This window comes from Streptomyces sp. NPDC091287, assembly GCF_044768525.1.
In the GTDB taxonomy this organism is placed as follows: domain Bacteria; phylum Actinomycetota; class Actinomycetes; order Streptomycetales; family Streptomycetaceae; genus Streptomyces.
Genome location: NZ_JBIVUV010000001.1, coordinates 588,998 through 602,165 on the forward strand (window position 1 = coordinate 588,998; position 13,168 = coordinate 602,165).

General features: G+C 71.5%; 10 protein-coding genes. 7 read left to right on the plus strand and 3 right to left on the minus strand.

The window, feature by feature from the left end:
• Positions 1 to 144: 144 nt before the first annotated feature.
• From ACIQRW_RS02560 to ACIQRW_RS02580, 5 genes are all read left to right on the plus strand, one after another.
• Positions 145 to 1,245: a mandelate racemase/muconate lactonizing enzyme family protein gene (locus ACIQRW_RS02560; RefSeq protein WP_403753286.1), complete on the plus strand. Its 1,101-nt coding sequence runs from the start codon at positions 145 to 147 to the stop codon at positions 1,243 to 1,245.
• Positions 1,242 to 2,618, plus strand: coding sequence for an MFS transporter (locus ACIQRW_RS02565; RefSeq protein WP_403753289.1), 1,377 nt, complete (start codon positions 1,242 to 1,244; stop codon positions 2,616 to 2,618). The genes ACIQRW_RS02560 and ACIQRW_RS02565 overlap by 4 nt, the downstream gene beginning before the upstream one ends.
• A gap of 55 nt (positions 2,619 to 2,673) precedes the next feature.
• On the plus strand, positions 2,674 to 3,711 hold the full coding sequence (locus ACIQRW_RS02570; RefSeq protein WP_403753292.1) for a zinc-binding dehydrogenase: 1,038 nt from the start codon (positions 2,674 to 2,676) through the stop codon (positions 3,709 to 3,711).
• Between the two features lie 95 nt (positions 3,712 to 3,806).
• Entirely contained in the window at positions 3,807 to 4,580 is a 774-nt protein-coding gene (gene kduD, locus ACIQRW_RS02575) for a 2-dehydro-3-deoxy-D-gluconate 5-dehydrogenase KduD (RefSeq protein WP_403753295.1), read from the plus strand.
• A 265-nt stretch (positions 4,581 to 4,845) separates the two neighbouring features.
• The gene (locus ACIQRW_RS02580; protein ID WP_403753299.1) at positions 4,846 to 8,649 is read left to right on the plus strand and encodes a S8 family serine peptidase; all 3,804 of its coding nucleotides are present in this window, start codon (positions 4,846 to 4,848) and stop codon (positions 8,647 to 8,649) included.
• Between the two features lie 143 nt (positions 8,650 to 8,792).
• Here the strand turns inward: ACIQRW_RS02580 and ACIQRW_RS02585 are convergent, their stop codons facing one another.
• Positions 8,793 to 9,437 carry a response regulator gene (locus ACIQRW_RS02585; protein ID WP_403753302.1) on the minus strand — a complete coding sequence of 215 codons (645 nt, stop codon included), beginning with the start codon at positions 9,435 to 9,437 and terminating at the stop codon, positions 8,793 to 8,795.
• The gene (locus ACIQRW_RS02590) at positions 9,434 to 10,579 is read right to left on the minus strand and encodes a sensor histidine kinase (protein ID WP_403753304.1); all 1,146 of its coding nucleotides are present in this window, start codon (positions 10,577 to 10,579) and stop codon (positions 9,434 to 9,436) included. Before ACIQRW_RS02590 ends, ACIQRW_RS02585 begins: the two co-directional genes overlap by 4 nt.
• Before the next feature lie 131 nt (positions 10,580 to 10,710).
• On the opposite strand from ACIQRW_RS02590, the gene ACIQRW_RS02595 reads away from it, so the two are divergent.
• Positions 10,711 to 11,436, plus strand: a complete 726-nt coding sequence (locus ACIQRW_RS02595; protein ID WP_403753307.1) for a class I SAM-dependent methyltransferase — start codon at positions 10,711 to 10,713, stop codon at positions 11,434 to 11,436.
• Positions 11,433 to 12,038, plus strand: coding sequence for a DedA family protein (locus ACIQRW_RS02600; protein ID WP_403753310.1), 606 nt, complete (start codon positions 11,433 to 11,435; stop codon positions 12,036 to 12,038). The genes ACIQRW_RS02595 and ACIQRW_RS02600 overlap by 4 nt, the downstream gene beginning before the upstream one ends.
• A 67-nt stretch (positions 12,039 to 12,105) precedes the next feature.
• Here the strand turns inward: ACIQRW_RS02600 and ACIQRW_RS02605 are convergent, their stop codons facing one another.
• Positions 12,106 to 13,053, minus strand: a complete 948-nt coding sequence (locus tag ACIQRW_RS02605; RefSeq protein ID WP_403753313.1) for a LuxR C-terminal-related transcriptional regulator — start codon at positions 13,051 to 13,053, stop codon at positions 12,106 to 12,108.
• Positions 13,054 to 13,168 lie beyond the last annotated feature (115 nt).

Below are 13,168 nucleotides of genomic sequence, written 5' to 3' on the forward strand. Positions count from 1 at the left end.
TCATTAAGAAAACCGGTTTTCTTCTGGCTGGGCCACCTCGTGCCCGCCATCTCTGTCATGCGTCAGGACAGCAGGCCGCACCTGCTGATTCCAGCTCCGTGCTCGGGGCTCTCAGCGTTCGACCCAACCCCAGTGGAGGTTTCCGTGGCAAAGATCAACGCGGTGCGAGCGGACTTGTACCGAGTGCCGCTCCAGAGTGCGCTCACCGACAGCACGCACGGGGTCATGACCGACTTCGAGCTGGTCACCGTCCGGGTCCGGGACGCGGACGGGGTGGAAGGTCTGGGGTACACCTACACGGTCAACCACGGCGGTGCCGCCGTGCACACCATGGTCGAGCGCTACCTGGCTCCCGTCCTGGAGAACGAGGAGGCGGACGCCACCGAAGCCTGCTGGCAGAAGATGTGGTGGACCCTGCACTACGGCGGCCGTGGCGGTCACGCCACCTCCGCCATCTCCGCTGTCGACATCGCCCTTTGGGACCTGAAGGGCAAGCGGGCCGGGATGCCGCTGTGGCGGTTGTTCGGCGGCTACGACCCGGCCGTGCCGGTCTACGCCGGCGGCATCGACCTCCAACTGCCCCTCAGCCAACTGCTGGAACAGGCGGACGGCTTCCAGGAGCAGGGGTTCCGGGCGATCAAGATGAAGGTCGGCCGCCCCAGCCTGCGCGAGGACGTCCGGCGGGTCGCCGCGATGCGCGAGCACCTGGGCGAGGACTTCCCGCTCATGGTGGACGCCAACATGCAGTGGTCGGTGGATCAGGCCCTGCGCGCCGCACGCGCCCTGGAACCGTTCGGGCTCGTGTGGATCGAGGAGCCGACCATTCCGGACGATGTGGCAGGGCACGCCCGGATCGTCCGCGACGGCGGCCAGCCCATCGCCACCGGCGAGAACCTGCACACCCTCTACGAGTTCCAGCAGATGATCGCCGCAGGCGGTGTCACCTTCCCCGAGCCCGACGTCAGCAACTGCGGCGGATACACCGTCTTCCGCAAGGTGTGCGCCCTGGCCGAGGCCGCCAACCTGCCCGTCACCTCGCACGGCGTGCACGACCTGACCGTCCACGCTCTGGCCGCCGCCCCCAACCGCACCTACATGGAGGCACACGGCTTCGGTCTCGACGCCTACATGCTCACCCCGCCCCTCCGGCTGGACGCCGGTACCGACGGCAAGGCCATCGCCCCCGAACTCTCCGGTCACGGGGTGGAGCTGGACTTCGACAAGCTTGAGACGGTCCGCGCATGAGCGGCCCGGGGAAGACCGCGCAGCATCCGGCCACACCGCCCGCGCGCGCCCAGGCTCGTACGTGGCCCGGCGTGCGATGGGGCGTGCTGAGCGCCAACGCGTTCGTGCTCATCGTCAACTACGGCGACCGGGCGGCGATCGGCGTGGCCGCGCCCCTCATCGTCAAGGAGTTCGGCTTCAGCCCGAGCACCATGGGCATCCTGATGAGCGCCTTCGCCTTCACCTACGCGCCGGCCAGCTTCTTCGGCGGGGCGCTCGCCGACCGCTTCGGCCCACGCAAGGTGATGACCGTCGCGGTGATCTGGTGGTCGGTGTTCACCGCGGCGGCGGCGCTCTGCTGGAACGCGGCGAGCTTCCTGATCCAACGGCTGCTGTTCGGCCTGGGCGAGGGCCCGCAGGGCTCGGTGACCGCCCGGACGATGAGTAACTGGTTTCCCCGCCGCGAGTACGCCACCGCGGTGGGCCTGACCTTCGCCGCCAACCCGCTGGGCGCGGCCATCGGCACGCCGGTCGTCGCCGGGCTACTGGTCTGGAGCGGGAACAACTGGCGGCTGACGTTCGTCGTGCTCGGTGCCGTCGGGGTGCTGGTCGCCGCGCTCTGGTACGTATGCGTACGGGACAGGCCCGAAGAGCATCCACGCGTCCGCGCGGGCGAACTCGAACACATCGTCGGCGGCGAACTGGGCCGGCCCGACGAGGAGGCCACCACCGCGCCCCCCGTCGGCTACTACCTGCGCAGGCCTGCCGTCCTGGCCACCGCCCTCGCCTTCTTCGGCTTCAACTGGATCACCTTCCTGTTCCTGTCCTGGTACCCCACCTACCTCGTACAGGAGCACGGCGTCGACCTGAAGAGCCTGGCATGGGCCGGCTCCCTGCCGTGGATCGCGGCCGCGGTGGGCACAGCGGTCGGCGGGATCTTCTCCGATCGGATCGCCAAGCGGCTCCGCGCCCCCTACGCGGTGCGCAAGTGGGCAGCGGTGCTGGGTCTGGCGCTCGGCGGACTGCTGTGCTTCGGCATCACCTCCGTCTCGGGCACCGTCCCGTCCGTCGCCTTCTTCACCGTCACCATGCTGCTCCTCTACACCAGCAACGCGCAGTTCTGGGCACTGGTGCAGCAGTACGTCCACCCCGCGCGGGTCGGCGCCGTCAGCGGCTTCGTGCACTTCTGTGCCAACCTCGCCGCCATCATCGCCCCGGCCGTCACCGGCTTCCTGGTGGGTGAGCTGGACTCCTGGGGTGGCGCGTTCTCCCTGGCCGCCGGGCTCGCGGTGCTCGGAGCGGTAGTCCTCGCCGCGGTCCCGCGCCCCACGCCCCTCACGGCGTCCGGCTCCCAGCCATCCGCGTCGGCCCCCGCCGGCTCCCGAACGGACTGACCGGCCGATGACCGTGAAGCCCTACGCCCCCACGCACCCGAAAGCGAGAGACTCCATGTCCCACACCACCGCACCGGCCGCCTTCTACACCGGTGAGCGCACCGTCAGCACGAGCGAGGCCGCCCTGACGGCGCCCGCGCCGGGCGAGGTCGCCATCGACGTCGCCTACACCGGCATCTGCGGCACTGACCTGCACATCTTTCACGGCGACATGGACAGCCGAGTCACCCTGCCGGCGGTCATCGGACACGAGATGTCCGGGCGTATCGCCGAGGTCGGCCCGGACGTGGAGGACTGGGCACCGGGAGACGCCGTCACCGTGATGCCGCTGCGCTGGTGCGGCACCTGCCCGGCCTGCAGCGCGGGGCACAGCCACATCTGCCACCGGCTCGACTTCGTCGGCATCGACTCGCCCGGCTCGTTGCGCCGCCGCTGGACGGTGCCGACCGGTCTCCTCGTCCGCCTCCCGCAGGACCTGCCGCTGGACCGTGCCGCGCTCGTGGAGCCGACAGCCGTCGCGGTGCACGACGTGCGTCGGGCCCAGGTCGCCCCCGGCGAAAGGGTTCTCGTGGTAGGCGGCGGACCGGTCGGTCTGCTGATCGCCTCCGTCGCGGCCGGCGCCGGTGGCGACGTCCTGCTCGCCGAACTCGACCCGCAGCGCCGGGCCTTCGCCGACACACTCGGCCTGCACACCGTGGACGCGGCGACCGACGTGCCGGCCTACGTCGAGGAGTGGACCGGCGGCGCGGGCGCGGACGTCGCCTTCGAAGTGTCCGGGGCCGCCGGAGGAGTCGCTGCCGCCGTGGACGCCCTGGCGGTACGCGGCCGTCTGGTGCTGGTCGCCATCCACGGCCAGCCCCGCCCGGTCAACCTTCACCGCTTCTTCTGGCGCGAACTCACCCTCATCGGCGCGCGCCTCTACGACCGTTCCGACTTCGAGGCAGCCGTGCACCTGGTGGCCCAGGAGAAGGTGCCCGCAGCGCAACTGATATCCACCGTCGTCCCGCTGTCCGACGCCGCCGCGGGCTTCGCCGCCCTGGAGAGCGGTGGTTCCGGCCAGATGAAGATCCTCGTCGACTGCCAGGCGTCCTGACCCCGCGGACACCCCTCCCGTCTCCCGGACGCCCCTCCCGTCTCCCGAACACCCCACGCCTCTCTCGAACACCCGCCCGAAAGGACAACGCGACCGTGTCTTCCCTCCCTCACCTGTTCGACCTCACCGGCCGCCGCGCCGTTGTCACCGGCTGCCGCCGGGGCATCGGCCTGGCCATGGCCGAAGCCCTCGCCGAGGCCGGAGCCGACATCATCGGTGTCAGCGCGCAGATGGAAGCCGATGGCAGCGAGGTGGAGCGCCGTGTCACCGGGCACGGCCGTTCCTTCGCCGCCCACCGTGTCGACTTCGCCGACCGGCAGGCCGTAAGCCACTTCGCGGCGCGCGTCGAAGCCGACCACGGTCCCATCGACATCCTGATCAACAACGCCGGAACCATCGCCCGCCACCCAGCGGCCGAATTCCCGGACGAGGACTGGGACCGCCTCATCGAGGTGAACCTCTCCAGCCAGTTCGTTCTCAGCCGGGAGCTCGGCAAACGCATGGTGGAACGCGGCCAGGGCAAGATCGTTTTCACCGCCTCCCTGCTCAGCTTCCAGGGCGGAGTTCTCGTTCCGGCGTACACGGCGACGAAGTCGGCCATCGCCGGTCTCACCAAGGCCCTGGCTAACGAATGGGCCTCCTCCGGGGTCTGCGTCAACGCCATCACCCCCGGCTACATCGCCACCGACAACACTCAGGCCCTCCGCGACGACCAGACACGCAGCGCCGCCATCCTCGATCGCATCCCGGCCGGCCGATGGGGCCGACCCGATGACCTGGCCGGCGCGACCGTCTTCCTGGCCTCCCGAGCCTCGGACTACGTGCACGGCGCCGTGCTCCCCGTCGACGGCGGGTGGCTCGGGCGCTGAAAGCATCCGGCCAGGCACCGAACGGGCTGCCGCCCATCCGTGGAGGCGCACTCACATGAGTGCGCCTCCACGGGCGTGCCCGCGGCCGAGGCGCCCGCGCGACGGAGCGGGCGAGAGCCGCCGAGGCCGGAGACAGACTGATCCGGCTCTCCGGAGACTGTCGTTTTGACGACAGAGTCGGAAAGCCGCCTCACCGGAAGCTTTTGCAGCAACTACGTTGCAATTAGCGTCGCTTGAACCCACACCCCGGAAAGGCGATGCGAACGTGAAACGAACTCTGTCCCTGGAGCGCCACGGACCACGGATGTTCGCCCTGATCTGTGCCCTCACCCTGGGAGGGGCGGCCCTCACGGCGCCCACGGCCTCGTCCGCCGCCGACAGCCCCGCGAAGACGTCCACGCCCGCGAGCGGCCCTGTCCGGACGGTCACCCTGGTCACGGGGGACAAGGTGAGCGTCCGGGACGGTTCCGTCCTTTCCGTCACAGGCCCCCAGGGCGAGCCCGTCGACCACCAGACGCGAACGCTCGGAGAGGACCTGTTCGTCGTCCCGCTCGACGCCACCCCGCTCATCGCCCGCGACCGGGTGGACGAACAGCTCTTCAACGTAGCCGAGTTGATCGAGTCGGGATACGACGACGCCCGTGCGTCCGACATCCCGCTGCTGGCCACGTACAGCAAGCAGTCGGCCGCCCGCACCGCTCCCGCGCCCTCGGGCGCCGTGGTGGACCGTCGGCTCGGCGCCCTGCGCACCACCGCGCTGCACACCCCGAAGAAGAGCGCCGCCACGTTCTGGAAGAGCCTGTCCACGCTGGAGCGCGACCGTTCGGCCGACGCGCCGCGGAAGCTGTGGCTCGACGCCACGGTCTCCGCGTCCCTCGACAGGAGCGTGCCGCAGATCGGCGCCCCGGACGCGTGGGCCGCCGGGTACACGGGCAAGGGTGTCAAGGTCGCGGTGCTGGACACGGGGTACGACCCCGAGCACCCCGACCTCAAGGGCCGGGTCGCCCAGGAGCGCGACTTCTCCGGCAAGGGAAGCGCCGTCGACGGGCACGGGCACGGCACCCACGTCGCCTCCACCGTCGCGGGCAGCGGTGCCGCCGCGGACGGCCGACTGAAGGGTGTGGCGCCGGACGCGGACCTGCTGGTCGGAAAGGTGCTCGGCGACAACGGCTCCGGCCCGACGTCCGCCACCCTCGCAGGCGTCCAGTGGGCGGTGGACCAGGGGGCGGACGTCGTCAACATGAGCCTGGGCACCGATACGGGCGGGCAGTGCGCGACCCCGCTCTCGGAGGCGATCGACGCGCTGTCCGCACAGTCCCACAGCCTCTTCGTGGTCGCCGCGGGCAACGCGGGCCCGGGCAGGTCGACCGTCGGCTCACCGGGATGCGCCCGCAGCGCGCTCACCGTGGCGGCCGCCGACCGCGATCTCGGCACGGCACCGTTCTCGGGCCGCGGCGACGTCTTCGACTCTCCCGACGAGCACTATCTCAAGCCGGACATAGCGGCTCCCGGCGTCGGGATCGTCGCCGCCCGTGCCAAGGGCACGACCATGGGCACACCGGTGAACGCCTCGTACACGGCGGCGAACGGCACCTCCATGGCCACGCCCCATGTGGCCGGAGCGGCGGCTCTGCTGGCGCAGCGGCATCCGGACTGGACCGGCGAGCGGCTCAAGTCGGCGCTGATGTCCGCCGCCCGCACCGAGGCGAAGGACGCGCCGCTCGCACAAGGCGCCGGATTCGTGGATGTCGCACGGGCCACCACGACTACGCTGACCGGCCCCGGAACGATCGACGGGGGCGACTTCCCCTGGCCGCACACGGAGGGCCAGACCGCCGACCGCGAGGTGACCTGGACCAACGACGGCGACACGGCAGTGACGCTGGACCTCGGCCTGGCCGCCTTCGACGCGAGCGGCGCCACGGCTCCGGCCTCAGCCGCGTCCTTGGACCGGACCTCGCTGACCGTGCCCGCACGAGGAACCGCCTCGGCCGTCCTGAGACTGAACGGCGCGGCCGAACTGCCGGACACCGGCTACGGCGAGTTGTCCGGACGTATCACGGCCACCTCCGACGACGGCGCCACGAGCGTGACGGCGTTCGGATTCCACGTGGCTCCGCACATGGTCACCATGACGTTCGACGCCACCAACCGCGCGGGCGATCCGGCCGGCTTGATCAGCCACGTCGATCTGCTGTCGCCCGGACGCAGGGAGGTGGAACGCGCCTACTTCAGCAAGGGGCGCGCCACCCTCACCGTCCCGGCGGGGGAGTACGACCTGAACGCGGGGATCTTCGGTTTCGACCCCGGGGTCACCGAGGACAACCTCTACCAAACGGTCCGGTCGTTCGCGTTCTTCGCCCAGCCCGGGCAGAAGCTCACCGAGGACCGGACCATCCGGCTCGACGGCCGCACCGCGAGCCGGGTGTCCGTCAAGGGCGACCGTCCGCTGGAGAGCCGTACCTCGGCCCTGCGCTACCGCCGTGACATCGGCAACTCGTTCTACGCGGCCTCCGCGTCCGTCAACCGTGCGGCCGCCTCCGACGTGGCGATCGCGAAGGCGCCGTCGGCCGGCTGGGACGGCGTACGGATCGACTACCTGACGCGCGCCTACGCCCCCATGCTGGACCTGCGCACGACCGACGGGCACCGGATCGAGGCGCAGTACGCCCTGGCCAGTCCTCTCACCACCGACGGCGTCACCTACCTCGCACCCTCGGGCCGTGCGCGGGCCGTCGACGTGGGCCTGGGCACGCCGGAGGAGCTCGAAGCACAGGACGTGAAAGGCAGGTTCGCGCTGCTGGACGTCGGCACCGACGCGGGGTCCGTGGAGCGTCTGGAGGCCGCTGCCACCGTCCTCAAGGCGCGCGGCGCGACCGCCGTTCTGGTGACGCACGGCTACCCCGGCAACTGGACGCCGTTCAACTCGGTCACGATGCCGGTGTTCGGCATCACGACCGAGGACTACCGGCTGCTGCGCGGGCACGCCCGCCCCGGCGGCGCCGCCCTGCGCTGGACAGGCGCTCCGGACAGTCCCTACGTCTACAACCTGGCCCGCACCTTCACCTCCGGTGTCCCTCAGGACCCCGGCTTCCGCGTCCGCGACCGTGACCTGGGCCGGATCACCGAGAGCTGGTACGGCCTCGGCAAGGAGGACAACTACTCCGACAACCTCGCGGTGTCGATCGGCGCCGGGGCCGCCCCGACCGTGGCGTTCGGCGCCCAGCAGGTCAGGGCCCCCTCCCGCCGTGTGGCGTTCTACTCCACCGGGGACGTCGGCTGGCTGCACCTGGCGTCGAGCAACGTGAGCGCCGGCGCGGAGACGATGACCGGCCGGATACGCCGGGAGACCAAGCCCTACACCGACCACGAGTCCTGGTACCGGGGCCCGTTGAGCCCCCGGGTCCCGTCGGATCTCGCCTCGGGCGTCCGCGGCCCGCTGGCCGAACGGGCCGGGGACAGGATCACGTTCGCCCTGCCCCTCTTCGGTGACGCGGACGGACACTACGCCTTCGGCTCGATCACCGACCGGCCCACGGTGAGCCTGGCCCGCGACGGCGTCGAGGTCGGCAGGACGAACTCCGTGAGCTCCGGTTCCTGGGAGGTCACGCCGGGAGAGGCACGGTACGACCTCACCTCGACCGTGCGACGCCGGACGGACCTTCCGATCCTGCGGGACTGGGCCCTGTCCACATCGACCACCACACGATGGAGCTTCGACTCCGACACGGTCGGCGAAGACACCGCGCTGCCGCTGCTCATGCCGTCGTACCGGGCGCCGCTGGACACGCGGAACCGCGCCCCGCGGCTGAAGCGCTTCCCCGTCGTCCTCGACGCGACCGGCCAGCCCGGCTACGACGGCCGGGCCACGTCCATCGGCGCGGAGGTGTCCTGGGACGACGGGACGACCTGGACGAAGACGAGAGTGGTCGAGGCCGCCGGGAAGTTCACCGCGCTGGTGGACAACTCCCGCGCGAGGGGCGGCTACGTCTCCCTGCGCATCAGCGCGACGGCGGCGGACGGATCGGCGGTCACGCAGACTCTGATCCGCGCCTACGCCGTACGCTGACCCTCCCCGGTGGGGGTACCAGCACGGTGCTGGTACCCCCCTTCCGAGCTTCGTGGCGCGGTCTGTGACCAACGGGCCGGGGGGCCGGGCGGGTTGGCGAGGGACTGCGCGGGCCTGGGCGTCCTGGTCTCGTGAGGGGGACGTCAGATGCCGGCGTCGCGGGCCAGGAGTGCTGCCTGGACGCGATTGGTGACGTCCAGGGCGTTGAGGATGCGGCTGACGTGGGCTTTGACCGTGCTTTCGCGCATGCCCAGGGCGGTGGCGATGTCGGCGTTGGTGTCGCCGAGGGCAAGCAGGGTCAGGACGTCGTGTTCGCGAGGGGTGAGCTGATCGAGCCGGGCGCGGGCGGCGGCGGCCCTGGGCCGGCCGGACTGGTGGTAGCGGTCGATGAGCCGTCGGGCGGCGGTCGGATGGAGCATGGCGGAGCCGTCCGCGACGAGGTGGACGGCGCGCAGGATCTCGGCCGGGTCGGTGTCCTTGAGGAGGAAGCCGTCGGCGCCGGCGGCCAGGGCGTCGTAGACGTACTCATCGAGGTCGAAGGTGGTCAGGGTGATGACCCTCGGCGGGTGGGGCAGGGCGCGCAGGCGGGCGGTGGCGGTGATGCCGTCCATGCGGGGCATGCGCACATCGACCAGGGCGACGTCGATGCGGTGGGCGGTGGCCAGCTCGACGGCGTGCAGACCGTCGGACGCTTGGGCGGCGACCTCGATCTCCTCGTCGCCGTCGAGGAGATCGGCCAGGCCGAGGCGGACCAGGGCGTCGTCGTCGACGATCATGACGCGGATCATGGGAGAGGGCCGTTCTGCTCGGAGCGGGCGGGGTGGGGGATGCGGGCGGCCAGGCGCCAGGTGCCGGTGCCGTGGGGGCCGGCGGTGAGGCGCCCGCCGAGGGTGCGGACGCGTTCGCCCAGGCCCACCAGCCCGAAACCGGACGGAGCGGTGGGCCCGTCGGAGCGGCCGGAGGCATTGACGATCTCCACGACGGTGGCGGGCGGCCCGTAGTCCAGGCGGATGCGTACCGGGGCCCCGACGGCGTGCTTGCGGGCGTTGGTCAGCCCCTCCTGGACGAGACGGTAGAGCGCCAGGCGGTGCGCGGCAGGCGCCTGCTCGGGCTCGCCGGTGATCTGCACGTCGACCTGCTGCCCGGCCTCACGCGCCTGTGCGATGAGCTCGCGCACATCGCGCAGCACGGGGGCGGGCGCCGCATCACCGGCCGTGGGGCCGGACTCATGCAGGGCTCCCAGGACGTCGCGCAGATCGGCCAGTGCCTCGGTGGAGGCGGTGCGCAGCAGCGTGAGGCGCTCGGCCACCGGAGCGGGCAGTGCGTCCGCGCGGGTGGTCAGAACGCCGGTGTGCAGGGCGATGAGGCTCAGGCGGTGGGCGAGCACGTCGTGCATCTCGGCGGCGACGCGGGAGCGCTCCGCGTCCCGCGCCGCCTGTTCGCGCAGCTCCCGTTCGATCCGCAGGTGCTCGACCTGGGCGTTCAACGCGTCCACCAGGCGGCGGCGGTTGCCCATCCACGATCCACCGACGACGGCCAGGAGCAGAAAGAGGCTGGCGCCGTACTGCTGTGGCCGCCACAGCGACACCGAGGACGGCGCCACCGTGCCGACCGCCAGCACGACCGCGCAACAGCCGGCGGCCACCGCGGTGCGGCGGCGCGCGGCCAGGTCGAACAGCGCGACGAGGAGGAGGGGCAGCAGCGGCCACCCCCACAGCCCTGTCGCCGCGGTCGCCAGGGCGGGAGCGGCGAACCAGGGAAGCCGGGGCACCAGCAGGGCCAGCCCGCACAACACCGCGGCCGCGGTGCCCGCCGTCAGATAGCGGCCACCGGCAGTCGCAGCGCCGTTCTGGACCGCCGCGCCGGTCAGCAGCAGCACCAGCCCGCGCCGCCCGTACACGGCCCACAGAAGATTCCGTCCTCGTCCCACTCCGAAAGCCTAGGCCGTGACCGGAGCCCGCTCATCCGACGATCTTCCCTCTCGACCCCCTACTTTCGTAGGGTTCCGTCATCACACAGTGGCGGATTCCGTGGCGAGCCGCGGTTCCTAGCGTCGAACCCATGGAAAAATGGGCCACCTCGCACGACCGTTCCCTCGCGCAGCGCCATGCCGAGGGCTGGATGTTCCTCATCGAAGCCGCGCGCGACATCCGCACCACCGGTGCCATCGCTCCCAGCAGCCGGGCACTGGCACGGGCCCTGACCGAACCGGTGCGCGCCAGGGCGGCACGCCCGCTGAACATCCTGGAGGCGGGCGCGGGCACCGGAGCGGTCACCCGCACACTGATCCCCCAGTTGCCGGCCGGCAGCCATCTGGACGTCGTCGAGGCCAACCCGCACTTCAGCGCCCGACTGCATGACGTCGCAGCCACGCACCCGGATGGCGCGGTCCACCGGCAGCAGGTCCGCATCCGCACCGCCCGGGTGGAGGACCTGGACACCGACCGACGCTACGACGTGATCGTCTCGGGCCTGCCGTTCGCCAACTTCACCCCCGGCCAGGTCGAGGCAGTGATGGGCCGGTACCTGGAGCTGCTGCGGCCCGGCGGTACCCTGACCTACTTCGCCTACCTCGGCACCCGCCGGGCCCGCACCCTGCTCGCGACCCGGGCTCGGGCCCACCGCCACCACGCCGCGGAAGAGGTTGTGGCCGACTACCGGCGTCGGTACGCCACCGCGTGCCGGACGATCTGGGGCAACCTGCCTCCGGCCAAGGTATGGCAGCTCACGCGACCCGCGACCACCGTCCCGGGCCCGGCGCGCTCCTCGGCCGGAGCGGGACGGTGAACGCCTTGACCACCGCCCTCGACCACGTGCCGCCGACCGGGGTGTACGCGCTCGTAGCCGCCGCCGTCCTGGCCGAGTCGGTCCTGCTCGTCGGGGCCTTCGTCCCCACCCTCACCCTGCTGCTCACGGCGGGCGCACTGGCTCGCACCGGACAGCTCAGCCTGCCGCTGCTGATCGCGACCGCCGCGTGCTCGGTGGTCGTGGGCGACTTCCTCGCCCACCGCACCGGGCGTGCGCTCGGCACCCACCTCCGCACCGGCCGGCTGGGCCGCCGTCTGCCCGCCGCCGCATGGGGGCGGGCCGAGACGCTGATGACCCGCTACGGAGGCCACGCCGTGTTCCTGGCCCGCTTCCTCCCGGTGATCCGCACCCTCATCCCGCACCTCGCCGGTGCCACCCGCCTGCCCTACCACCGCATCGCCCCCTACAGCCTCGCCGCCGCCCCGCTCTGGGCCACCCTCGAAGCCGGCACCGGCTACGCGGCCACGGCTTCCCTCCAACACGCCCTCACTTTCGGCGGCCCGATCCTCGTCGCGACGGCAGGGGCCGTCGCCGCGGTGGCACTGGCACGGACCAAGCTGCGCTCCCGGCACCGGATGTGAACAGCGCGCGCCCGGCCTCGGCGATGATCAAGCCCCACAGCGTTGACAACGCCCGTGATCAATACACCTAGGCCCATCCATGGTGGCGTGCGTGCCAGCCCAGTTGCATGCGGGTGTTCACTCCGGCGCGGAGCATCAGCGCCTTGATGCGCCGTTGCACCGTGCGGGAGGACAGTCCTAGCTGGCTCGCCACGGCGGAGTCGGTGAGTCCCGCCAGAAGCAGCCGCAGGACGCTAGCGTCCATCGCGTCGATGTCCATTCCCGTCGCGCCGTAGGGGCGTGCCCGCTCCCACACCGTGTCGAACAGCGACAGGGCGATGTTGACCAGCCCACCGCGCAGAACGAGGCTCGGGTCCACATCCGCTCCTCTGCCGTGCAGGGGCAGCATGGCCACCTCGTTGTCGCAGATGATGAGCTTGAGCGGGATCTCCTTCACGGTGCGGACCTGCACGCCGTCCGCCAGCGACTCGTCCAGTTGGTCGTCGCTCCGCGGGGCGCTGAGGAATCGCTGGTCGACCACCGCTCGGAGCCTGATGCCGCGTCGCAGCACCGTGCGCTCCTGGGTGTTCTCCGGTCCGACCACCTGGATGTCCCCGGTCACGAAGGTCTCGATGCTGCGTCGCGCGGACAACTGCATCTGGAAATAGCGGCGTTGCACCGCGTCCCGCCCGTCGACGACCTCGACGAGATCCCGCTGCGCACGGCCCATGCTGCCCAGCCGGTAGCTCTCGGCGAGTTCCTCAAGGGCGAGTTCGGCGCGCTGAAGGCGTTCCTTGCGCTCGGCCAGTTCCACCCCCAGGGCCACACCGGGAGACACGGCGACGTACTCCTCGCGGCCGGTGGTGCGGGCGACGAGTCCTCGCGCGACGAGGGAGGCCACGATTCCCGCCACGGCTTCCGCGGTGCGGGGTGGTTCCATGTCTCGTACCAGGTCGCTGAGTTCGGTCGAGGGACGGCCGACCACGAACCGGTAGACGCCTTCCTCCTCGGGAGTCAGACCCAGGTCCTGCAGCATGCCGTCCCCTCCACTTGTCGCATTCCTGCCAGGGCACATTCTGGCAGCAGCCGACCGTGACGACCTCTTCGCGGATGCCCACCTCCCGGTGGACCGGCACCGAGCGTCCGCGACG